18 protein-coding genes are annotated in these 21908 nt (G+C 63.7%); 14 read left to right on the forward strand and 4 right to left on the reverse strand.

What is annotated here, in order from left to right; genetic code table 11:
- Positions 1 to 11 precede the first annotated feature (11 nt).
- Positions 12 to 821, forward strand: a complete 810-nt coding sequence (gene dapB, locus AC1Q6X_RS13580) for a 4-hydroxy-tetrahydrodipicolinate reductase (protein WP_492497555.1) — start codon at positions 12 to 14, stop codon at positions 819 to 821.
- 8 nt (positions 822 to 829) lie between these two features.
- On the forward strand, positions 830 to 1156 hold the full coding sequence (locus AC1Q6X_RS13585; RefSeq protein WP_070220532.1) for a barstar family protein: 327 nt from the start codon (positions 830 to 832) through the stop codon (positions 1154 to 1156).
- Positions 1157 to 1274: 118 nt separating this feature from the next.
- Here AC1Q6X_RS13585 and AC1Q6X_RS13590 read toward each other — a convergent pair whose 3' ends face one another.
- Complete coding sequence (locus AC1Q6X_RS13590; RefSeq protein WP_492419650.1) at positions 1275 to 2522, reverse strand: CaiB/BaiF CoA transferase family protein; 1248 nt, start codon at positions 2520 to 2522, stop codon at positions 1275 to 1277.
- Entirely contained in the window at positions 2522 to 3703 is a 1182-nt protein-coding gene (locus AC1Q6X_RS13595; protein WP_070220528.1) for an acyl-CoA dehydrogenase, read from the reverse strand. Before AC1Q6X_RS13595 ends, AC1Q6X_RS13590 begins: the two co-directional genes overlap by 1 nt.
- A gap of 159 nt (positions 3704 to 3862) precedes the next feature.
- Here AC1Q6X_RS13595 and AC1Q6X_RS13600 point away from each other — a divergent pair, with 159 nt between their 5' ends.
- Complete coding sequence (locus AC1Q6X_RS13600) at positions 3863 to 4759, forward strand: LysR substrate-binding domain-containing protein (RefSeq protein WP_492497558.1); 897 nt, start codon at positions 3863 to 3865, stop codon at positions 4757 to 4759.
- Here AC1Q6X_RS13600 and AC1Q6X_RS13605 read toward each other — a convergent pair.
- Together AC1Q6X_RS13605 and AC1Q6X_RS13610 are read right to left on the reverse strand one after the other, a co-directional pair.
- Positions 4756 to 5121 carry a VOC family protein gene (locus AC1Q6X_RS13605; RefSeq protein WP_070220761.1) on the reverse strand — a complete coding sequence of 122 codons (366 nt, stop codon included), beginning with the start codon at positions 5119 to 5121 and terminating at the stop codon, positions 4756 to 4758. The genes AC1Q6X_RS13600 and AC1Q6X_RS13605 overlap by 4 nt on opposite strands.
- Before the next feature lie 77 nt (positions 5122 to 5198).
- A complete protein-coding gene (locus tag AC1Q6X_RS13610) occupies positions 5199 to 5987 on the reverse strand; it encodes a DUF6597 domain-containing transcriptional factor (RefSeq protein ID WP_492497560.1) in 789 nt (262 codons plus the stop codon).
- 132 nt (positions 5988 to 6119) lie between these two features.
- Between AC1Q6X_RS13610 and leuS the strand changes: the two genes are divergently transcribed.
- The 11 genes from leuS (at position 6120) to AC1Q6X_RS13665 (ending at position 21887) form a co-directional block, all read left to right on the forward strand.
- A complete protein-coding gene (gene leuS / locus AC1Q6X_RS13615; protein WP_492497562.1) occupies positions 6120 to 8759 on the forward strand; it encodes a leucine--tRNA ligase in 2640 nt (879 codons plus the stop codon).
- Between the two features lie 2 nt (positions 8760 to 8761).
- The gene (locus tag AC1Q6X_RS13620; protein WP_492419653.1) at positions 8762 to 9352 is read left to right on the forward strand and encodes an LPS-assembly lipoprotein LptE; all 591 of its coding nucleotides are present in this window, start codon (positions 8762 to 8764) and stop codon (positions 9350 to 9352) included.
- Positions 9353 to 9362: 10 nt separating this feature from the next.
- A complete protein-coding gene (gene holA, locus AC1Q6X_RS13625) occupies positions 9363 to 10379 on the forward strand; it encodes a DNA polymerase III subunit delta (RefSeq protein WP_492497564.1) in 1017 nt (338 codons plus the stop codon).
- Positions 10380 to 10390: 11 nt separating this feature from the next.
- A complete protein-coding gene (locus AC1Q6X_RS13630; protein WP_492497566.1) occupies positions 10391 to 11674 on the forward strand; it encodes a glutamate-5-semialdehyde dehydrogenase in 1284 nt (427 codons plus the stop codon).
- Positions 11675 to 11744: 70 nt separating this feature from the next.
- Complete coding sequence (locus AC1Q6X_RS13635; protein ID WP_070220518.1) at positions 11745 to 12182, forward strand: CopD family protein; 438 nt, start codon at positions 11745 to 11747, stop codon at positions 12180 to 12182.
- A 10-nt stretch (positions 12183 to 12192) separates the two neighbouring features.
- Positions 12193 to 12807 carry a 2-hydroxychromene-2-carboxylate isomerase gene (locus AC1Q6X_RS13640; protein ID WP_492497568.1) on the forward strand — a complete coding sequence of 205 codons (615 nt, stop codon included), beginning with the start codon at positions 12193 to 12195 and terminating at the stop codon, positions 12805 to 12807.
- Positions 12808 to 13035: 228 nt separating this feature from the next.
- Positions 13036 to 14238, forward strand: a complete 1203-nt coding sequence (locus AC1Q6X_RS13645; protein WP_373631582.1) for a THUMP domain-containing class I SAM-dependent RNA methyltransferase — start codon at positions 13036 to 13038, stop codon at positions 14236 to 14238.
- A 209-nt stretch (positions 14239 to 14447) separates the two neighbouring features.
- Complete coding sequence (locus AC1Q6X_RS13650; RefSeq protein ID WP_492497571.1) at positions 14448 to 15728, forward strand: multidrug effflux MFS transporter; 1281 nt, start codon at positions 14448 to 14450, stop codon at positions 15726 to 15728.
- 203 nt (positions 15729 to 15931) lie between these two features.
- Complete coding sequence (locus AC1Q6X_RS13655) at positions 15932 to 18085, forward strand: HDOD domain-containing protein (RefSeq protein ID WP_492419656.1); 2154 nt, start codon at positions 15932 to 15934, stop codon at positions 18083 to 18085.
- Positions 18086 to 18090: 5 nt separating this feature from the next.
- Complete coding sequence (locus AC1Q6X_RS13660) at positions 18091 to 20295, forward strand: EAL domain-containing response regulator (protein WP_230518196.1); 2205 nt, start codon at positions 18091 to 18093, stop codon at positions 20293 to 20295.
- Positions 20296 to 20297: 2 nt separating this feature from the next.
- A complete protein-coding gene (locus tag AC1Q6X_RS13665; RefSeq protein WP_230518195.1) occupies positions 20298 to 21887 on the forward strand; it encodes an SEL1-like repeat protein in 1590 nt (529 codons plus the stop codon).
- Positions 21888 to 21908: the final 21 nt, after the last annotated feature.

Genomic DNA, 21908 nt, shown 5'->3' on the forward strand with positions numbered 1-21908 from the left:
AAGAGAATAAAATGACTGAACTGAAAATTGCCATCGCTGGCGCCAGCGGCCGCATGGGCCATATCCTGATCGAAGCGGTCAGCAACGCGCCCGACGCCGTGCTGACCGGCGCCCTCGACCGCGCCGGCTCGCCGACCGTCGGCCAGGATGCCGCCGCCTTTCTCGGCAAGCCTGCCGGCGTGCTGATCGAGTCGGACCTTGCCACCGGCCTGGCCAATGCCGATTACCTGATCGACTTCACGCGCCCCGAAGGCACTTTGCAGCACCTGGCGTATTGCGCCGAGCATGGCATCAAGATGATCATCGGCACCACCGGTTTTGATGACGCGGGCAAGGCCGCCATTGCCGCCGCCGCCGAAAAGACGGCGATCATGTTCGCGCCGAACATGAGCGTGGGCGTGAATGTCACCATGAAGCTGCTGGAACTGGCCGCGAAAAGCCTGTCCGAAGGCTACGACATCGAAATCATCGAAGCGCATCACCGCTTCAAGGTCGATGCGCCGTCGGGCACGGCCCTGCAAATGGGTGAAGTGGTGGCCGGCGCCCTGGGCCGCGACCTGAAGGAATGCGCCGTGTACGGCCGCGAAGGTGTGACGGGCGAACGCGATCCGTCGACCATCGGCTTTGCCACCATCCGCGGCGGCGATATCGTCGGCGACCATACGGTGCTGTTTGCCGGCATCGGCGAGCGCATCGAGATCAGCCACAAATCGAGCAGCCGCGTCACCTACGCCCACGGCGCCCTGCGCGCCGCGCGTTTCCTGGCCGACAAGCCGACGGGCCTGTTCGACATGCAGGATGTGCTGTCGCTGAAGAACTGAGGAAGACTATGGCCACAGCCATCCTGAATGGAAAAGACATCACCGATGAAGCGAGCTTTCACGCGCAATGCGTGCAAGCCTTCGGTTTCCCCGCGTTCTACGGCAACAGCATGGATGCCTGGGTCGATTGCCTCAGCTACCTGCGCGACGATGAAAACATGACGCAGTTCCGTTTGAAACCGAACGAAGTGCTGGACATCGTGGTACAGGACGCTGACGCGATGAAGGCGCAAGTGCCTGATTTGCTGGAAGAAATCACGTTTTGCATCGCCGGCATCAATGAGCGCTATGACGATTACGGTGAAAAACCGGCATTGAAACTGGTACTCAAGTGAATGGAATGGAATGGTAGGTCGGATTAGGCCCTGCGGGCCGTAATCCGACAACATTGTTGGCTGTGCAGGTCGGACTGCGCGCAAGCGCCAATCCGACCTACGTCCAGACGACCAACATTTACACCACCTTGCGCTCACGCAAGCCGTCAATCTCCGCACCGTCCAACCCCAGCCACTGCTGCAATACCTCGTCCGTATGCTGCCCCAGCAAGGGCGGCGGCAAGCGGTATTGCACCGGCGAGCCGGACAGGCGCACGGGATTGGCCACCAGCGCCACCGTGCCCGCCGTCGGATGCGGCATCTCCACTTTCAAGCCACGCGCCACCACTTGCGGGTCGGCAAAGACCTGGTCGATGCGGTTGACGGGGCCGCACGGCACGGCTTGCGCCTCGAACGCGCTGATCCACTCTGCCGTCGTGCGCATGACCGTGGTCTGGCGCATCAACGGTATCAACACCGCCCGGTGCGCCACGCGCTGCGGGTTGGTGGCGAAGCGTTCGTCCTGCGCCCATTCCGGGTGGCCGGCGACGGCGCAAAAACGCGAAAACTGTCCATCGTTGCCGATCGCCAGAATCATGTCGCCATCGGCCGTGGGAAAGTCTTGATACGGAACAATGTTCGGATGCGCGTTGCCCATGCGCTGCGGCACCTTGCCCCCGCACAAGTAGTTGGCGGCCTGGTTGCCCAGCGCGGCCACTTGCACGTCGAGCAGGGCCAGGTCGATATGCTGGCCCAGGCCCGAGCGCTCGCGTTCGGCCAATGCGGCCTGCACGGCGATGGTGGCGTACAGGCCCGTCAGGATGTCCGTCTGCGCCACACCCACTTTTTGCGGTCCGGCGCCCGGCTGGCCATCGGGCACGCCCGTGATGCTCATCAAGCCGCCCATGCCCTGGATTAAGAAGTCATAGCCGGCGCGCGCCGCATACGGCCCATCCTGGCCGAAACCCGTGATGGAGCAGTAGACGAGGCGCGGGTTGAGCGCCAGCAAGCTCGCCGCATCGAGGCCGTATTGCTTCAAACCATCGAGCTTGAAATTTTCCAGCAGCACGTCCGATTCGGCGGCCAGCTTGCGCACCAGGGCTTGCCCTTCAGGGGCAGCCAGGTCGATGCACAAGGAGCGCTTGTTGCGGTTGGCGCACTGGAAGTAGGCAGCCTCGGCCGTATCGCGGCCGTCCGCGTCTTTCAGATACGGCGGACCCCAGGAGCGCGTGTCGTCGCCGCGTCCCGGCTGCTCGACCTTGACGACGTCGGCGCCGAGGTCGGCCAGCATTTGTCCGGCCCACGGGCCGGCCAGCACGCGCGACAGGTCGAGCACGCGCAAGCCGCTCAACGGCGCGGGCCGCAGGGTGGAAGCCAGGGCGTCCATCAGTTGCTGAAGGCGGCGATGCCGGTGATGGCGCGGCCGATGATCAGCGCGTGCACATCGTGCGTGCCTTCATAGGTGTTCACCACTTCCAGGTTGACCAGGTGGCGGATGACGCCGAATTCGTCGGAAATGCCGTTGCCGCCCATCATGTCGCGCGCCATGCGGGCGATGTCCAGTGCCTTGCCGCAGCTGTTGCGTTTCATGATGGACGTGATTTCTACGGCGGGCGAGCCCTCATCCTTCATGCGGCCCAGGCGCAAGCACCCTTGCAAGCCCATGGTGATTTCCGTCAGCATGTCGGCCAGTTTCTTTTGCACCAGCTGGTTCGCAGCCAATGGGCGGCCGAATTGCTGGCGGTCCATCGTGTACTGGCGCGCCTTCAGGTAGCAGTCTTCGGCCGCGCCCAGCGCGCCCCAGGCGATGCCGTAGCGGGCGCTGTTCAGGCAAGTAAATGGACCTTTCAGGCCGCGCACGTCGGGGAAGGCGTTTTCTTCCGGGCAAAATACTTCATCCATGACGATTTCGCCGGTGATGCTGGTACGCAAGCCCACCTTGCCGTGGATTTCCGGCGCCGACAGACCTTTCCAGCCTTTTTCCAGCACGAAGCCGCGGATCGCGCCTTCATCGTCCTTGGCCCAGACAACGAACACGTCGGCAATCGGGCTGTTGGTGATCCACATCTTGGCGCCGGAGATACTGTAGCCGCCCGGCACCTTGCGCGCGCGCGTGACCATGCTGCCCGGGTCGGAGCCGTGGTTCGGTTCCGTCAGGCCGAAGCAGCCGATGAATTCGCCCGTTGCCAGTTTCGGCAGGTATTTCTGCTTGGTTTCTTCGTTGCCGAAGGCATTGATCGGCACCATCACCAGCGATGATTGCACGCTCATCATCGAGCGGTAGCCCGAATCGACGCGCTCGACTTCGCGCGCGGCCAGGCCGTAGCAGACGTAGTTCAGGCCGGCGCCGCCGTATTCTTCGGGTATCGTCGTGCCCAGCAAGCCCAGCTCGCCCATTTCGCGGAAGATGGCGGCGTCCGTGCGGCCATGGCGGAACGATTCAAGCACGCGCGGCACCAGGCTGCCCTGGCAATAGTCGCGGGCCGCTTCCAGCACGGCGCGTTCGTCGCCCGTCAGTTGTTCTTCCAGCAGCAGGGGGGAATTCCAGTCGAATACGGTTTTGCTCATCACAGGCCTCGCAGGTGAGCGCCGGTGATCGGCGCAAGATTGAATATGGCTCATGGTAGGTTTTTGCCTAGCCTTGCGCAAACGATTTTTTTGCACCCAGACATGCGTGATGCGCATATCTTGCGGCATACTGGAGCCTTTCACCGGCCCGATACCCCCATGTCACGCAAAATTCCCATGCTGCAAGCGCTAAATTGTTTCGAAGCGGCCGCGCGCCACCAGAGCTACACGCATGCGGCGCGCGAACTGTCGCTGACGCAAAGCGCCGTGTCGCGGCAGATATCCTCCCTGGAAATCTTTCTCGGCGTGCAACTGTTCCAGCGCACGCGCCATGGCGTGCTGCTGACCAGCGCCGGTGCCGCATATGCGCGGCAGATTGCGGCCCGCCTCGATGGCCTGGAGCGCGACACGCTTGACACCATGGCGCGCCAGGGCGGCGGCGGGGCGCTGCAGCTCGCGTCCGTGCCCACGTTTGCCACGCGCTGGCTGATGCCGCGGCTGTCGTCGCTGGCCGGTTTGCACCCCGATATCGTCGTGCATATCGATGCCTATACAAAACCGTTCATGTTTGCCGATACGGAATACGATGGCGCCTTGTACGCGGGCACGCCCGAGCAGCTGGCGCGCTGGCCCGGCACGCGCGCCACCTTGCTCATGCACGAAGAAATCGTGCCCGTCGCCAGCCCGCGCCTGTTGGCGGCGCGCAGCGCCTGGCAGCCGCAGGATTTATTGGAACTGACCTTGTTGCAGCAAAGTACGCGCCCGGGCGCCTGGCGCCAGTGGTTTGACGCCATGCAGGTCGATGGGGAACTGGCGCGCTACGGCGCCCGCTATGAGTTGTTTTCCATGCTGGCCATGGCGGCCGTGCAGGGGCAGGGCGTGGTCTTGCTGCCCCGTATGCTGGTCGAAGCGGAACTGGCGCGCGGCGAGCTGCGCATCGCATGCGAGCGCCCACTGCGCGGCCAGCGCGCGTATTACCTGATCACGCCCGAGGCGGCACATGAAAAACTGGCCTTGCAGCAGTTCCGCGTATGGCTGCAAGACGAGGCGGCCTAGACGACCTTGGCCGTATCGAAGTGGGGATTGTCGATCAGGCCGATCTGGTTGCCGAAGGGGTCGAGCAATTCCACCGTGCGGATGCCGTCGCCCACGTCCGTGATCGGATGGTGCAGGCTGCCACCCAGCGCCACGATGCGTTCGACTTCCTGCTCGATGCCATCCACGCCCCAGTAAGTCACGCTGCCCTGCGTGCCAGGCTGGCCGTCCGGCAGCAGGCCCAGCTCGAAGCCGCCGATGGCAAAGCCGACATAGAACGGCTGGTCGAAATACGGTGCCGTGCCGAATACCTGGCTGTACCAGGCTTTGGCCTTGTCCAGGTCGGGGACGGGATAGGTGACGGTGCGTAAGCCCTTGATCATGTTCTGCTCCTGGTGAATGAAGAATAACGCCATCATGCCACCGGCGTGCGCGTGGCGATTGGAAAAATGGAAGGTGCTCACGCGCGCCGGCCCGTCAGCCACGCGTCGGGCGAGCTGCGGGCGAATTCCTGGAAGTCGTGGATCAGGTGCGACTGGTCGAAATAACCATATTGCAAGGCCACCTGCGCCCAGTCCTGCTGTCCCGCCACGCTTTGCATGGCCTGGCTGGCGGCGCGGAAACGGCAGATGCGGGCAAACAGCTTCGGGCTGATGCCCACTTGCTGGCGAAATTGCAGCGCCAGGTGCTGGCGCGACACGCCCAGCTGCTGCGCCAGGCCATCCACGCGCACCTGCCCCGATGCCGCCTCAATGGCCGCGATGGCATGTTCGGCCGCGCCGGCCTGGCGCCGTGGCGGCGCGGTGCGCAGGCGCAGCAGCAGATATTCTTGCAAAATAGAAACCCTTTGTGCATTGCTCAAGGGCTCGCACCATAGCGCGTCGCCCAGGCGCGCCGCCAGCTCGCGGCCCCACAGCTGCTGCAATCCCGTGCGGCCATCGCTCAGTTCGCACAAGGGCAGCTGGAAGAAGCTGGCCGCCGCGCCCGGCTTGAAGCGGGCCGCCACCGTCTGCACCAGGCCCTGGCTGACGACGGCAATCGGCGCCCTCATCATGCCGACGGCAAAGCTGGCGTCCTGCTGGTCCTGGCACAGAATATCGATGCAATTGTCGGGCAAGACCTGGTGCGTGAAGGGCGTGGCGCCCGTCTGCACGCGGCAGGTCCAGACGCAGTCCAGCCAGGGGCGCAGGGCGGGGAGGGGCGGATATTCCTGGTAGACGATCATGGCCAGCTTTGATGCAAAGAACAAGATTGCCCATATATTACACAGCATAATTGTGCGCTTGCCAAAATTTGCCGGCCCGGGCCGCCAGCGCGCCGCGCTATCGGGCGGCGACAACCAGTATAATGCTCGGTTCATATCCACTATTGGCCGCACATCATGCAAGATAAATATAGTCCCGCCGACGTCGAACAAGCCGCCCAATCGCACTGGAAGGCGATCGACGCCTATAAAGCCGTCGAACACGACCCGCGTTTCCCAAAAGGCAAGTATTTTGCCTGCTCGATGCTGCCTTACCCTTCGGGCAAGCTGCACATGGGTCACGTGCGCAACTATACGATCAATGACGTGATGTACCGCTACCTGCGCATGAACGGCTACAACGTGCTCATGCCGATGGGCTGGGATGCGTTCGGCATGCCGGCGGAAAACGCGGCCATGGCCAACAACGTGCCGCCTGCGCAATGGACGTATTCGAACATCGCCCACATGAAGCAGCAGATGGAATCGATGGGCCTGGCCATCGACTGGTCGCGCGAAATGACCGCCTGCAAGCCCGAATACTACAAATGGAACCAGTGGATGTTCCTCAAGATGCTGGAAAAAGGCATCATCTACAAGAAGACGGGTACCGTGAACTGGGACCCGATCGACCAGACCGTGCTGGCCAACGAACAAGTGGTCGACGGCAAGGGCTGGCGTTCCGGCGCGCTGATCGAAAAGCGCGAAATCCCCATGTACTACGCGCGTATCACCGATTACGCGGAAGAGCTGCTGGCCTATGTCGATGACAAGCTGCCGGGCTGGCCCGAGCGCGTGCGCATCATGCAGACCAACTGGATCGGCAAGTCGACGGGCGTGCGCTTCGCCTTCCCGCATGCGATCAAGGACGCGAACGGCGCCCTGATCGACGACGGCAAGCTGTACGTCTTTACTACCCGTCCGGACACCGTCATGGGCGTGACCTTCTGCGCCGTGGCCGCCGAACACCCGCTGGCCATCCACGCCGCGCAAACGAATCCTGCTCTGGCCGCGTTCAACGCCGAATGCAAGCTCGGTTCCGTGATCGAGGCAGACATGGCAACGATGGAAAAGAAGGGCATGCCGACCGGCCTGTTCGTCACCCATCCGCTGACGGGCGCGCAAGTGGAAGTCTGGGTCGGCAACTACGTGCTGATCACCTATGGCGACGGCGCCGTGATGGGCGTGCCGGCGCACGACGAACGCGATTTCGGATTTGCCAAGAAATACAATCTGCCGATCAAGCAAGTGATCGAAGTCAAGGGCCAGGAATTTTCGACGGACGCCTGGCAGGAATCGTATGGCAGCAAGGACGGCGTCTGCATCGCTTCCGGCAAATACGACGGCCTGCATTTTGCGTCCGCCGTCGATGCGGTGGCCGCCGACCTGGCGGAGCTGGGCCTGGGCGAAAAGAAAACCACGTTCCGCCTGCGCGACTGGGGCATTTCGCGCCAGCGCTACTGGGGCACGCCGATTCCGATGATCCATTGCGCCGACTGCGGCGTGGTGCCGGTGCCGGAAAAAGACCTGCCGGTGGTGCTGCCGGAAGACTGCGTGCCGGACGGCACGGGCAACCCGCTGAACAAATATGAAGCCTTCCTGCAGTGCGACTGCCCGCAGTGCGGCAAGCCGGCGCGCCGCGAGACGGACACCATGGATACCTTCGTCGATTCGTCGTGGTACTACATGCGCTATACCTCGCCAGGCTCGAACGACGCCATGGTCGACGCGCGCAACGATTACTGGATGCCGATGGACCAGTACATCGGCGGCATCGAACACGCCGTCATGCACTTGCTGTACGCGCGCTTCTGGACCAAGATCATGCGCGACTTCGGCCTGGTCAAGTTCGACGAGCCGTTCGTCAACCTGCTGACGCAAGGCATGGTGCTCAACGAAACGTACTTCCGCAAGGACGCCGCCGGCAAGACCACCTGGTTCAACCCGGACGACGTGCGCTTGTCGCTCGACGACAAGGGCCGTCCGCAGTCCGCCGTCCTGGTGGCCGACGGCCAGCCGGTGGAAATCGGCGGCACGGAAAAAATGTCGAAGTCGAAGAACAACGGCATCGACCCGCAAGCGCAGATCGAGCAGTACGGCGCCGACACGGCCCGACTGTTCACCATGTTCGCTTCGCCGCCGGAACAGACGCTGGAGTGGTCGGGCAGCGGTGTCGAAGGCGCGAACCGCTTCCTGCGCCGCGTGTGGAACTTCGGCTATGCCCAGTCGGCAACGATCCAGGCCGCACTGGCTGGCGGCGCCGCACCGGCCACGGGCGACGCGCAGAAAAACCTGCGCCGCGAATTGCACAAGCTGCTGCAGCAAGCCGATTACGACTTGAAGCGCATCCAGTACAACACCGTGGTGTCGGCCTGCATGAAGATGCTCAACACGCTGGAATCGGCCAAGCTGGACGATAGCGCGCAGTCGAAGGCGCTGATCGCCGAAGGCTTCTCGATCTTCCTGCGCCTGCTCAATCCCGTCGCGCCGCACATCACCCACGTCTTGTGGGAAGAGCTGGGCTATGCGGGCGTGCACGGCGATCTGCTGAACGTGGCCTGGCCGCAGGTCGACCCGCAAGCGCTGGAGCAGTCCGAGATCGAGATGATGATCCAGGTGAACGGCAAGCTGCGCGGCTCGATCACGGTGGCCAAGGATGCGGACAAGGCCAGCATCGAAGCGGCCGCGCTGGCGTGCGAAAGTGTGCAGAAGTACGTCGAGACCACGCCGAAGAAGATCATCGTCGTGCCAGGCAAGTTAATCAGCATCGTGGTGTAATCATGACGACTTCCTCTCAAGTATCGCTGTTGGGCCGCCGCGCCGTGCTGGCGTTGGGCCTGACCGTCCTGCTGTCGGCCTGCGGCTTTCACTTGCGCGGTTCGAACGGCAGTTTCATGCTGCCGTTCGCGACGATGTATATCGGCTTGCCCGAGTCGTCGCCGCTGGCGATCGGCCTGAAGCGCTATATCCGCGCCATTGGCAGCACGGAGGTGGTCAATACCAGGGATGGCGCCGACGCCGTCCTTGAAGTGATCTCCGATCCGGAGATGAATCGTACCAAGACCATTTTGTCCCTGAACACCAGCGGCCGCGTACAAGAGTATCAACTCGGCTATTCGATCAATTTCCGCGTGGTGGACAAGGCCGGCAACCAGTTGCTGGCGCCGACGACCATCAGCCTGGTGCGCCCCATCACCTTCGACGACAGGCAGGTACTGGCCAAGGAAACCGAGGAAGCGGCGCTGTACCGCGACATGCGCAACGACCTGGTGCAGCAGATCATGCGCCGCCTGGCCGCCATCAAGCCGGTGCTGCCGGCCATGTCGGTGGCGCCGGTGACGCCGGCCGCGCCGGCCGCCCCGCAGCAGTAACGGGGACGCCATGCAATTGCGGATAGATGCGCTCGATGGGCATGTGGCCAAGCCGCTGGCGCAGCTGTATGTGATCACCAGCGACGAACACTTGCTGGCGCTGGAAGCGGCCGACAAGATCCGCCGCGCGGCGCGCGCGCAGGGCTACTCCGAGCGCGACGTGCTGACGGTGGAGCGCAGCTTCAAGTGGAGTGAACTGCTGGCGGCGAACCAAGAGCTGTCGCTGTTCGGCGATAAAAAACTGATCGAACTGCGCATCCCCACGGGCAAGCCGGGCAAGGATGGCGGCGCGGCGCTGCAAAGCTACGCGAAAAACCTCAGTCCCGACAACCTGACCCTGATCACCTTGCCCAAGCTGGATTGGGCCACGCAAAAGGCGGCCTGGGTCGCCAGCCTGCAGCAGGCGGCCGTGTATATCGACATTCCGAATGTGGAACGGGCACAGTTGCCGGCGTGGATATCGCAGCGCCTGGGCGCGCAGGGGCAAAGCGCCGAGCGTGCCAGCATCGACTTCATCGCCGAACGGGTGGAAGGCAATTTGCTGGCGGCGCACCAGGAAATCCAGAAACTGGGCTTGCTGCACGCAGCGGGCAAGCTGACGTACGAACAAGTGCAGGACGCGGTGCTGAACGTGGCCCGCTACGATGTCTTCAAGCTGTCCGAAGCCATGCTGGCCGGCGACCCGGCGCGCCTGGTGCGCATGCTCGAAGGCTTGAAAGGCGAGGGCGAGGCGCTGCCGCTGGTCTTGTGGGCCGTCTCCGAGGAAATCCGCACGCTGTTAAAATTGAAGGCCGGCATGGCGCAAGGGCGTCCATTGGGCGCGCTGCTGAAGGAATACCGCATCTGGGGTCCGCGCGAGCGGATGATGGAACCGGCCCTGCGGCGCATTTCGCTGCCCGTGCTGGAAGCGGCGCTGCAGCAGGCGGCGCAGGTGGACAAGATGATCAAGGGTTTGCGCGCCAAGGGCTATGCAGGCGATGCCTGGGACGCCATGCTGCAACTGGGACTGAAGATCGCCCGAGGCTAGTTTTTTACTATATGGATACGAGCATGGACATCACAGAATATATGCAGGACGTGGGCACGCGCGCACGCGCCGCTTCGCGCGCCATGGCGCGTGCCGACAGCGCCACGCGCAACCGCGCCTTGACCCTGATCGCCGCCGCCATCGTGCGCGATGCCGATCTGCTGCGCGCGGCCAACCAGCGCGACCTCGATGCGGCGGCCGCCGCCGGCCTGGCGCCGGCCATGCTCGACCGCCTGACCCTGTCCGACGCCGCCATCGCCACCATGGTCGAAGGCTTGACGCAAATCGTGTCGCTGGCCGACCCGATCGGCGAAATCTCGAACATGAAATTCCGTCCGACGGGCATCCAGGTGGGCCAGATGCGCGTGCCGCTGGGCGTCATCGGCATCATCTATGAAGCGCGTCCGAACGTGACGGTGGACGCGGCCGGCCTGTGCATCAAGAGCGGCAACGCGACGATCTTGCGCGGCGGCTCGGAAGCGATTCACTGCAACCGCGCGCTGGCCAAGCTGGTGGCCGAGGGCTTGCTGGGTGCCGGCCTGCCTGCCGATGCCGTGCAAGTGATCGACACCACCGACCGCGCCGCCGTCGGCGCTTTGATCACCATGCCGCAGTACGTGGACGTCATCGTGCCGCGCGGCGGCAAGGGCCTGATCGCGCGCCTGATGGAAGAGGCCACCGTGCCGATGATCAAGCACCTCGACGGCATCTGCCACGTCTTCATCGACGCCAAGGCCGATATCCGGAAGGCGATCGATATCGGCTTCAACGCGAAGTGCCACCGCTACGGCACCTGCAACACCATGGAAACCCTGCTGGTGGCGCGCGCCATCGCACCGGCCGTGCTGCCGCAGCTGGCCGAACTGTACCTGACCAAACAGGTGGAACTGCGCGCCGATCCGGAAAGCCATGCGATCCTGGCCGCCGCCGCTTATCCGCACCTGGTAGCGGCCACCGAGGAAGACTGGTCCACCGAATACCTGGCCGCCATCCTGTCGGTGAAGGTGGTCGACGGCATCGACGAAGCGATGGACCACATCAACCGGTATTCGTCGAAGCACACGGAGTCCATCATCACGGAAGACTACAGCGATGCGCTGCGCTTCCTGCGCGAAGTCGATTCCGCCTCGGTGATGGTGAACGCCTCGACGCGTTTCGCCGACGGTTTCGAATATGGCCTTGGCGCCGAGATCGGCATCTCGAACGACAAGCTGCACGCGCGCGGTCCGGTGGGCCTGGAAGGCCTGACCTCGCTCAAGTACGTGGTTTTCGGCCACGGCGAAGTACGCAAATAGTCTCATTCGCGGGCGGCCCACAAGGCGGCCCGTGCTCTTGTTTCTCTCCACCTCCGACACTGGGAACCCCATGCTCTTTCTCTGGACCAAAGCCTTCCACATCATCTTCGTCATTTCCTGGTTCGCCGGCCTGTTTTATTTGCCGCGCATCTTCGTGAACCTGGCGATGGAGACGGAAACGGTGGCCACCGAGCGCCTGCTGCTGATGGCGCGCAAGTTGTACCGCTTCATGTCGCTGCTGGCGCTGCCGGCGATGGTGCTGGGGCTGGCGTTGATGTGGATGCTGTATGGCGGGAGCCAGGGCGGCATGAAGATGCCGGGCTGGATGCACGCCAAACTGACCTTCGTGGTGCTGCTGCTCGGCTATCACCACGCTTGCGGTTCCATCCTGCGCAAGTTCGAAAAAGGCCTCAACAAGCGCAGCCATACCTGGTTCCGCTGGTTTAATGAAGTGCCGGTGGTGATGCTGCTGGCCGTCGTCGTGCTGGTCGTGGTCAAGCCTTTCTAAGGGAGTCAAGATGAGTGCAAGCCAGAACAAGGTTGTTCAGTATTTCTTTGCTCCCCATTCGCCATGGACCTACCTGGGCCACGCGCGCCTGATGGCCATCGCCGCGAAGACGGGCGCACAGATCGACGTGCGTCCCTTTGACCTGGGCAAGGTCTTCAGCGTCTCGGGCGGCCTGCCGCTGGCCCAGCGCGCACCGCAGCGCCAGGCGTACCGCCTGGCCGAACTGGCGCGCTGGTCGGCCTTTTTGCAGGTGCCATTGACCCTGCAGCCGAAGTTCTTCCCCGTGTCGCCGGAAGCGTCGGCCAAGCTGATCATCGCCACGCGCCTGGCGCACGGCGTGGAAGCGTCGCTGAAACTGGCGCACGCCATCATGCGCGGCCTGTGGGCGGAGGAGCGCAACATCGGCGACGAGGAAACCCTGGTGCAGATCGCGTTTGACGCCGGTTTCGACGGCCGCCAGTTGCTGAAAACGTCGGAGACGGCCAGCGTGCAGGCGGAATATGACGCCAATACGGAAGCGGCCACGGCCGCCAGCGTGTTCGGCTCGCCGTGGTACATCGTCGATGGCGAAGGGTTCTGGGGCCAGGACCGCCTCGATTTTGTCGAGCGCGCGCTGGCGAAATAATTATGGAAAGATGTCAATGTAGGTCGGATTAGCGCTTTGCGCGTAATCCGACAAGCTCAGTCGGCAGCGGTGTTTGTCGGCTTACGCCCTGGCGGGCTAAGCCGACCTACGCCAACCTGCGCCGACCTGCGCAAGATATTGGATGTAGGTCGGATTGGCGCTGCGCGCGTAATCCGACAAGTTTTGAAATTTTTAGTTAATTGTTTTTCAACGGATAAAAGGTACACCATGGCTTCATATTTTTGCCCATGCCCGCGCGGCATGGAAGCGGCGCTGGCCGAAGAGCTGGGCGAGATCGCCCAGGATAGTGCGACCATGAAGGTGCACAACCAGGTGCCGGGCGGCGTCCACTGCTCCGGCGACCTGCTCGATTCCTACCGCATCAACCTGCATTCGCGCATCGCTTCGCGCGTGCTGATGCGCATGGCCCATTCCGGCTACAAGACGGAAAACGATATTTACGACCTGACCCTGGCGCAATCCTGGGAAGACTGGTTCGGCGTGCACCACACGATCCGCGTTGACGTCACGGCCGTGAAATCGCCGCTGCGCAGCCTGGAATTCACGACATTGAAAATCAAGGATGCGATCTGCGACCGCTTCCGCGACCAGTTCAACGAGCGTCCATCGGTCAACACCAAGACGCCGGACATGCGCATCGTCGGCTTCCTCGACGCGCATACCTTCACCGTCTATCTCGACACCTCGGGCGAAGCCTTGTTCAAGCGCGGCTGGCGCGAAGAGACGGGCGACGCGCCGCTGCGCGAAAACCTGGCCGCCGGCCTGCTGCGCGTGTCGGGCTGGAAGCCTGGCATGGTGCTGTTCGACCCGATGTGCGGTTCCGGCACCATCCTGGCCGAAGCGGCGCAGATGCTGCAAGGGATTCCGCCGGGCGCATCGCGCCAGTTCGCGTTTGAAAACTTCCACGACTTCGATCCGGCGCCGTGGAATGCCATGAAAAACGCCATCAAGGTCAATCCGCTGCCGGCCGAACCGACCATTTTCGGCAGCGATATCTCGGGCGACATGGTCGCCATGACGCGCCATAACCTGCGTTGCGCCGGCGTGCGCTTCGACGTGCCCCTGAAACAGATCGAGGCGCAGGAAGTCAAGCCGCCGAGCGACGTGCCGGGCATCATGCTGACCAACCCGCCGTACGGCGAGCGTATCGGCGTGCGCGGCGACAGCACCATCCCGGAAGATGAACTGTCGACGTCGTTCTATTCGGCCATGGGCACGACCCTGAAGCAGCGCTTCGCCGGCTGGACCGTGTTCCTGTTCACGGCCGACCTGGGCCTGCCCAAGCTGCTGCGTCTGAAGGAAGCGCGCAAGACGCCATTCTTCAACGGTGCGCTGGAATGTCGTTTGTTCCGCTTTGATATGGTCGCCGGTTACAACCGCCGCGAAGAAGCCAAGCCAAAAAATAACTGATCAAACCTGCTGCGCGTCGGGATAGGCGGCCTGTGATGCTTGCCGTACTCGTGTACGGCTGCGCTTCTCGGCCAGCTCTCCCTTCCGCTCGCGACGGTTTTATCAGCTATTTTGGCGTCTGTAGACGTCTGTAGACGTCTGTAGACGTCTGTAGTAACGCAGTACCTCGCGCGGACCGCAACCGGTCCGCGCGCCACTTTGGATCCGCCATGTTTCCCACCCCTCCGGCCGATGTGCCGCCCGACCCGGTCACGCCCGTTCCGCCTCCCACACCGAGCCACATGGCGCCGCTGAGCCGCGGTGCGCTGGCGATGATGCTGGCCGGGCTGTCGATGCTGGGTCCCCTGTCGATCGATACCTATCTGCCCGCGTTTGGCGCGATCCAGGGTTCGCTGCAGGCGTCGCCGCTGGAAGTGCAGCAGTCGCTGACGTTCTACATGCTGGCCTTTGCCGGCATGGTGCTGTGGCATGGCGCGATCTCGGATACCTTCGGCAGGCGCAACGTCATTCTCGTGTCGCTGCTGATGTTTGCCATCGGTTCGCTCGGCTGCGCTTCGGCGCACACGGTGCATTACCTGTGGTTCTTCCGCATCATGCAGGGCGTCTCGGCCGGCGCCGGCGTGGTGATCAGCCGTGCCATCATCCGCGACCTGTATGCCGATGCGGCGGCGGCGCGGCTGCTGTCGCTGGTGACGATGATCTTTTCCATCGCGCCGGCCGTGGCGCCGATTCTCGGCGGCTGGATCGTCATCTGGTTCGACTGGCGCTCGATCTTCCTGTTCCTCGCCTTCTACACGGTGGTGCTGCTGGCGTTCTGCTACTGGCGCCTGCCCGAAACCCTGCCGATGGAAAAGCGCCAGCCCTTCAATCCCCGCTTCCTGGCGTCGAGCTATGGCCAGATCCTGCGCTCGCCGCTGTTCCACATCAAGGCCGGCATCGTCGCCCTCAATTTCGCGGGCCTGTTCCTGTTCATCACGGCCGCGCCGGAAGTGCTGCCCAAGCAGCTGGGCCTGGGGCCATCGCAATTCGCCTGGCTGTTCATTCCCTGCGTGAGCGGCATCTTCATGGGCGCCGCGGCGGCCAACCGCATCGCCGGCAAGGTCACGTTTGCGCGCCAGATCGGCATCGGCTTTGCCTTCCTGCTGTGCGCCGCCAGCGTCAATGTCGTCTATCACCTGTTCCTGCCGCCCTCCTTGCCCTGGTCGGTGCTGCCCCTGTTCTTCTATACCTTCGGCATGTCGCTGGTGGGCCCGGGCGCGACCCTGCTGGCGCTCGACCTGTTCCCGCACATCCGCGGCACGGTGGCCTCGTGCCAGTCGTTTGCCAGCACCTTGCTGGGCGCCGTGGTGGCCGGCGTGATCTCGCCGCTGCTGTCCGGTTCCGTGCTGTGGCTGGCGTCGGGCCAGCTGGCGTTTACGGGCCTGGCGCTGGCGCTGTGGCTGATATCGCGGCGCTTCCGCCACCGTTTGCTGGGTTCCTTCAAGGCATAAGTTTCCATCGCAGAACGCTGGATTTATTTCAACTTAATTTTCTATATTGCAAGTAATATCCGGCGCTTATGATAAGATGACTGCTTTTCCCGGCATCCTCTCAGGCGACATTTTTTGGGTTACAGGAGTGGAGGATTCCTCTGAACGTGGCCGCGCTTCGCTGCTGAGCGCTCTTCCTTTTCAAACCGGCAATGCCTGATACGATGCATCAATCTGATCAAGATATTCGCAATCGCCTGCTGATTGCCCGCCTGCCGGCCATGCCGCAGATCCTCCTCAAACTGATCGCCCACCTGCAGGCCGACGATGCCGGCATGCCGGAGCTGGCCGCGCTGATCGCCAAGGATGCGGGCATGACCAGCAAGATCCTCGGCGTGGCCAGCAGCTCGGCCTACCATCGGCAGAGCAAGGTCGTCAGCCTGGAACAGTCGCTCGTGTCGCTGGGCACGGACATGATCAAGACCCTGGTCATCAGCGAATCCGTCTTCCAGACCTTCAACAGCTTTCCCCATTCCGGCAGCACGGATTTGCGCGCCTTCTGGAAAAGTTCGCTGTCGGCCGCCGTCATGGCGCGCGCGCTGGCCAAGGCCATGGCCTATCCGCACGTCGAGGAAGCATATCTGGCCGGCTTGCTGCACAACGTGGGCCGCCTGGCCCTGCTGGCCACGGCGCCGAAGGAATACGCGTTCAATTTCACGGCGCGCGACGATGCCGCCCTGTGCGCGGTGGAGCAGCGTACCTTGCAGATCACGCATGCCGAAGCGGGCGCCTGGCTGATCGAGCGCTGGCATCTCGATTCCTTTCTGGCCGACAGCGTGCTGTATCACCATGAACCGCTGGCGCGCCTGGAAGCGAGCCATCCCCTGATCCGCATCGTGCGCCTGGCGCACCTGCTGTGCTGCCATGCCGACGATGCGGAGTCGATCACGCAGGCGGCAAGCCTGTGCGCGCTGGACGTCGAGACACTGGACGAGCTGGCCGGCAGCGTCGCGCGCCAGGTGGAGCAGGCCGCGCAGCACCTGGGCATCGACCTGGCCGGCGCGGACGATATCGCCACGCCGCCCGCCTATGCGCCGCCCGCCGTCGATCCGGTGCAGCGGCGCCTGTCCGACGAAGTGCGCAATATGGTGCTGGTGTCCGAAGTGGGCCAGACCTTCGCCCGGCAGCAGGGCGAGAGCAGCCTGCTCGAAGCCATCACGCGCTCGGCGCGCATTCTGTTCGATTTCGACACCGCCGTCATCCTGCTGCAAAACCCCACCGGCCATGCGCTCGTCGGCGTGGCGGCGGGCGAACATCAGCAGCGCCTGGCCGGCTTCTCGATCCCGCTGGCCAAGGGCGGCCTCCTGGCCGCCTCGGCGCTGGAGTGCCAGCTGGCGTTCCTGAAACGCGACATGCCGGCGCTGGGCATCGTCGAGGAGCAGCTGTTCCGCATTCTCGGTACCGACAGCCTGGTCTGCGTGCCCTTGGCGTCGGGCCAGCGCAGCCTGGGCGTGCTCATTGGCGGCGTGGCGGCGTGGCAGATTCCCGCTTGCCAGAAGCGCGAGGGTTTTCTGCGCGCGTATGCCAACCAGGCCGCCACGGCGCTGGAAACGGCCATCAGCGCGCGCGGGCTGGCGCGGCGCCAGCTCGATCACGTGACCGAGGAATACCGCGCCGCGTCGCGCCGCGTCGTGCACGAAGTGAATAACCCGCTGTCCATCATCAAGAACTATCTGAGCGTGCTCGATCACAAGCTCGAGAAGCAGGAGCCGGTGTCGGGCGAAATGGCGATCCTGAACGAGGAAATCGATCGGGTCGGCCAGCTGATCGGCGGCCTGGCCGATCTGCAGCCGGCGGCTGCCAGCGGCGTGACCGATTGCGCGCGCGTGGTCGACGATGTGCTGCGCCTGTTCCGCGCCACCGACTTCCTGCCGCCGAAGATCGAGGTGGTCACGCGCATGCAGGACGCGCCATGCGAGGTGGAGGCCGATGCCGACATGCTCAAGCAAATTCTGCTCAATCTGCTGAAAAACGCCGTCGAAGCCCTGCCCGATGGCGGGCGCATCGAAGTGGCGAACCGTGGCCACGTGAACCGCGACCGCCGCCTGTATCTGGAACTGTGCGTCAGCGACAATGGCGCCGGCCTGGCGCCGGAAGTGCTGGCCAATCTGTTTTCCCCCGTGCGCAGCAGCAAGGCAGGCGCGCATCACGGCCTGGGCTTGTCCATCGTGCATGACCTGGTCACGCGCCTGCATGGCGTGATCGGCTGCCGCAGCAGCAAGTCCGGCACCTCGTTTGAAATTTTACTGCCCATTCCCTTGCCGGCAAGCGCTGCAGCCGCGCTGCCCTCGCCCGGCAATACCGCCATGTCTTCGTAACGTCCATGAACTCCTCCGCCATTCCGTTTGACCTGGAAAACAGCCCGCGCATTTTGCTGGTCGACGACGAGCCCCGCCTGCTCGCCTCTCTCCACGAATTGCTGAAGGACCGCGGCTACCAGCTGCACACGGCCACCTGCGGCAGCGAGGCGCTGGCGCAGTTGTCGAAACTGCGCTTCGACCTGATCCTGCTCGACTTGCGCCTGCCCGATATGAGCGGCCATGAAATCATGGACCACATCAACCGGCGCGGCATCGAGGGCGACGTGATCGTCATGAGCGGCGACGTCGGCATCGAGGCGGCCATCGGCGCCCTGAAGCGCGGCGCCTACGATTATCTGCGCAAGCCCTACAGCCGCGAGGAGCTGCTCAAGACGGTGGAGAACGCGCTGCAAAAGCGCAAACTGGCGCTGGAAAACGAGCGCATCGCGCTGCAGCTGGAAAACTCGGAAAAGATGTACCGCTATCTGGTCGACAGCTCGCCCGACATCATCTATACCTTGAACCACGAAGGCCGCATCACCTTCATCAACGACAGGGTGCACCAGTTGCTGGGCTTTAGCCGCGAAGAGCTGATCGGCAGCCATTACTCGATCCTCGTGCACGATGAAGACCAGGAGCGGGCGCGCTATGCTTTCAATGAGCGCCGCCTCGACGAGCGCGCCTCGCGCAATGTGGAACTGCGCCTGAAGTGCCATAGCGGCACTGGCAGCGACCGCACCTTCAACAACACCTTGATGACGATTCCGCTCAATTCGATCGGCATGCACGGCCACGATCAGGAAGCGAAAAAGCAGGAATACTTCGGCACCTACGGCGTGGCGCGCGACATCACCGACCGCAAGCGCGCCGAGGAAGTCATCTCCTACCAGGCCTATCACGACATCCTGACGGACCTGCCGAACCGCATGCTGTTCAAGGACCGCCTGGGGCTGGCCGTGATCCAGGCGCGGCGCAAGCTGACGGAGCTGGCCGTGATGTTCATCGACCTCGACCGCTTCAAGCTGGTCAACGATACCCTGGGCCACGTGAAGGGCGACGAATTGCTGCAGCAGGTGGCGCTGCGCCTGAAGGATTGTCTGCGCCGCGGCGATACGCTGGCGCGCCAGGGCGGCGATGAATTTACCATCGTGCTGCCGGAACTGCGCGACCGCCAGGATGCGCGCCTGATCGCCGACAAATTCCTCGAATGCCTGCACCAGCCGTTCGACCTCGATGGCAACCAGGTGCATATCTCGGCCTCGATCGGCATCGCCATCTACCCGGGCGACGGCGAGACCATCGACGAGCTGCTGCGCCATGCCGACATCGCCATGTACCAGGTCAAGGCGCTGGGCAAGAACGGCCACAGTTTTTATCATGAGTCCATGCTCGATGTGTCGCATCAGAAGATCGCGCTCGAGCAAAGCTTGCGCAAGGCGCTGGAGCTGAACCAGCTGGAGATGTATTACCAGCCGCAGGTGGACGTGATGACGGGCCGCATCGTCGGCGCCGAAGGCCTGATGCGCTGGAACCACCCGCAGCGGGGCTTGCTGACGGCCGGCGAATTCCTGCCATTCGCGGAGGAAAACGGCTTGATGCTGCCGATCTCGGACTGGATGCTGGGCGCGCTGTGCCGCGACCTGCTGCAATGGGATGCGGCTGGCGGCGAAGCTGTGCGCCTGTCGCTCAATTTGTCGCCGCAATATCTGGACCGGGGCGACTTTTTCGAGAAGATGCGCGGCGCGCTGACGCGCTACGGCATCGCGCCGGAGAAGATCGAAGTGGAGATCACGGAAAACATCTGCATCCGCAATCCGCAGTATGCGATCGAGCAGTTGAACACGCTGTGCCAGCTGGGCGTCTCGGTGGCCATCGACGATTTCGGCACCGGCTATTCCTCGTTGTCGTACCTGCACCGCTTCCCCATCCACACGATCAAGATCGACCAGTCGTTTGTGAAGGAAATCCACGACGAGCACGGACACTATCCCGTCATCCTGGCCATCATCTCGATCGCGCGCGGCCTGGGCCTGCACCTGATCGCCGAAGGCGTGGAGACGGAAGGGCAGGCGCGCTACCTGCAGGACAAGGGTTGCACCACGATGCAGGGCTATCTGTACCACCGGCCCATTTCGCTGGGCAGCTTCATCGGCGTGCTGCAGGAGCAGGACCGCCTGATCGCCGAAGCCGCGCCCGCGCCGTCCCGGACGCTGACCATCGAGGCTTGACCGTGTCGCTTGCCGATCCCCGCAACACGGCCGCTCATTGCACGGCTGCTCATTACACGGCTGATTACCTGCGCCTGAAAGGTTTGGCCGAGAAGGGCAATGCGAACGCCCAGCACAGCCTGGGCTTCATGTATTTCAATGGCCAGGGCATCGAACAAAGCTATGCGCAGGCGCTGCACTGGTATGGCCTGGCTGCCGCGCAGGGACTCGAGCACGCGCAATACAACCTGGGCGTGATGTGCCAGAAGGGGCAGGGCGTGCCGCAGGATTTTGCCCAGGCGGCGCACTGGTACCAGCAGGCGGCCGAGCAGGGCTACGCGGCGGCGCAGTACAACCTGGGCTGGCTGTACGCCAAGGGCCAGGGACTTGCGCAAGATAGCGGGCAAGCCATGCTGTGGTTCAGCCGCGCGGCCGAGCAGGGCGACGCGGGTGCGCAAAACAATCTGGGCATGATGTATGACAATGGCAAGGGCGTGCCGCAGGACTTCGTGCAAGCGATCGCCTGGTACCGCAAGGCGGCCGAACAGGGCTATGCGCGCGCGCAGTTCAACCTGGGCCTGCGCTACGACAATGGCCAGGGCGTGCGCCAGGATCGCCAGCAGGCGACGGCCTGGATGCGCAAGGCGGCCGAGCAAGGCTATGCGCCGGCCCAGTTCAACCTGGCGCTGCGCTATGAAAATGGCGACGTGCTGCCGCAGGACAGCCGGCAGGCGATCGCCTGGTACCGGCGCGCGGCCGAGCAGGGCCACGCCAGTTCGCAGTTCAATCTGGGCCTGATCTACGACAATGGCCAGGGCGTGCCCTGCGATAAACAGGCTGCGCTGGAGTGGTATGTCAAGGCGGCGGGACTGGGCCATGCGGCGGCCCAGCACAACCTGGGCCTGCACCATGAACATGGCGCCCACGATTACGCGCAGGCGCAAGCGTTCTACCGCCAGGCCGCCGAGCAGGGCTTCCCCGCCGCCCAGTATCAGCTGGGACTGTTGTACGAGCATGGACAGGGCATGCCCGCCGATGCGCAGGAAGCTATCTTCTGGTACCGCAAGGCGGCCGACCAGGGGCATGTGCGGGCGCAGTTCGACCTGGGCCTGCGTTACGAACATGGCCAGGGCGTGCCGCAGGATCTGTCGCTGGCGCTGGAGTGGTACCGCCGCGCGGCCGAGCAGGATTACGCGCCCGCGCAATACATGCAGGGCGTCTTGCACGACCGCGACGATGGCCCGGCCCCCGACAGCCAGCAGGCCTGCGCCTGTTACTGCCGCGCCGCCGCCCAAGGCCACAGCCTGGCCCAGTTCGCGCTGGGCCTGCGCCATGACAATGGCCAGGACGTGCCGCAGGATTATGCCGCCGCCTGGGACTGGTATGCGCTGGCTGCGCGCCAGGGCCATGCGCGGGCGCAGATGAATCTGGGCTTGATGGCGGCCACCGGCCAGGGCGGCCCGCTCGATTTGCAGCAGGCGTATATCTGGCTGTCGATGGCCGTGGCGGCTGGCGTGGCGGGCGCGGAAAAATCCTTGCGCCAGACGGCGGCGCGCATGCGCGAGACGGATCTGAACCAGGTGCGCCAGCGTCTGGCGGCGCTGGCCGACTGATTGAGGGGCACCTTCAACTGC

It is taken from the genome of Janthinobacterium sp. GW823-FHT06H09 (assembly GCF_058794735.1).

Bases quoted from the DNA above. Each gene is read 5' to 3' on its own strand.
- dapB (WP_492497555.1), top strand. From the start codon at position 12: ATGACTGAACTGAAAATTGCCATCGCTGGCGCCAGCGGCCGCATGGGC.
- AC1Q6X_RS13585 (WP_070220532.1), top strand. From the start codon at position 830: ATGGCCACAGCCATCCTGAATGGAAAAGACATCACCGATGAAGCGAGC.
- AC1Q6X_RS13590 (WP_492419650.1), bottom strand. From the start codon at position 2,522: ATGGACGCCCTGGCTTCCACCCTGCGGCCCGCGCCGTTGAGCGGCTTG.
- AC1Q6X_RS13595 (WP_070220528.1), bottom strand. From the start codon at position 3,703: ATGAGCAAAACCGTATTCGACTGGAATTCCCCCCTGCTGCTGGAAGAA.
- AC1Q6X_RS13600 (WP_492497558.1), top strand. From the start codon at position 3,863: ATGTCACGCAAAATTCCCATGCTGCAAGCGCTAAATTGTTTCGAAGCG.
- AC1Q6X_RS13605 (WP_070220761.1), bottom strand. From the start codon at position 5,121: ATGATCAAGGGCTTACGCACCGTCACCTATCCCGTCCCCGACCTGGAC.
- leuS (WP_492497562.1), top strand. From the start codon at position 6,120: ATGCAAGATAAATATAGTCCCGCCGACGTCGAACAAGCCGCCCAATCG.
- AC1Q6X_RS13620 (WP_492419653.1), top strand. From the start codon at position 8,762: ATGACGACTTCCTCTCAAGTATCGCTGTTGGGCCGCCGCGCCGTGCTG.
- holA (WP_492497564.1), top strand. From the start codon at position 9,363: ATGCAATTGCGGATAGATGCGCTCGATGGGCATGTGGCCAAGCCGCTG.
- AC1Q6X_RS13630 (WP_492497566.1), top strand. From the start codon at position 10,391: ATGGATACGAGCATGGACATCACAGAATATATGCAGGACGTGGGCACG.
- AC1Q6X_RS13635 (WP_070220518.1), top strand. From the start codon at position 11,745: ATGCTCTTTCTCTGGACCAAAGCCTTCCACATCATCTTCGTCATTTCC.
- AC1Q6X_RS13640 (WP_492497568.1), top strand. From the start codon at position 12,193: ATGAGTGCAAGCCAGAACAAGGTTGTTCAGTATTTCTTTGCTCCCCAT.
- AC1Q6X_RS13645 (WP_373631582.1), top strand. From the start codon at position 13,036: ATGGCTTCATATTTTTGCCCATGCCCGCGCGGCATGGAAGCGGCGCTG.
- AC1Q6X_RS13650 (WP_492497571.1), top strand. From the start codon at position 14,448: ATGTTTCCCACCCCTCCGGCCGATGTGCCGCCCGACCCGGTCACGCCC.
- AC1Q6X_RS13655 (WP_492419656.1), top strand. From the start codon at position 15,932: ATGCATCAATCTGATCAAGATATTCGCAATCGCCTGCTGATTGCCCGC.
- AC1Q6X_RS13660 (WP_230518196.1), top strand. From the start codon at position 18,091: ATGAACTCCTCCGCCATTCCGTTTGACCTGGAAAACAGCCCGCGCATT.